Annotated in this window: 1 protein-coding gene; it reads right to left on the reverse strand. The window is 68.4% G+C overall.

Annotated elements, in window-relative coordinates; genetic code table 11:
* Window positions 1–186 (reverse strand): hypothetical protein (locus R2R70_RS21505; protein ID WP_410979125.1); only part of this gene is annotated, 186 nt, incomplete at its 3' end.
* Window positions 187–256: the final 70 nt, after the last annotated feature.

Consider the following 256-nt stretch of genomic DNA (forward strand, 5'->3'; position numbering starts at 1 on the left):
GTCGTGGAGAGCGTCATCGAAGCTGGTCTGATCGTGGCTTCCGTCGCCCACGCTGAGCACCTGAAATTCTTCTTGGTCGACCGTGCTAACCGCGCGTGCCGCCGCATGTTGTCGCGGCGTGGGCGTCGCCAACGGTGCTGTCGTCGCGGGCGCGGCGACGGCTTGGCCGGTCAATTCCTGACGCAACGCCGATTCCGCCAACGCCTTGAGTACGGCGGCCCTCCGGCGGGCCGACGGACACGAGCTCAGCCGCCCG

Origin of the sequence: Cobetia sp. SIMBA_158 (genome assembly GCF_046566945.1) — a bacterium.
Classification (GTDB): Bacteria; Pseudomonadota; Gammaproteobacteria; order Pseudomonadales; family Halomonadaceae; genus Cobetia; species Cobetia amphilecti.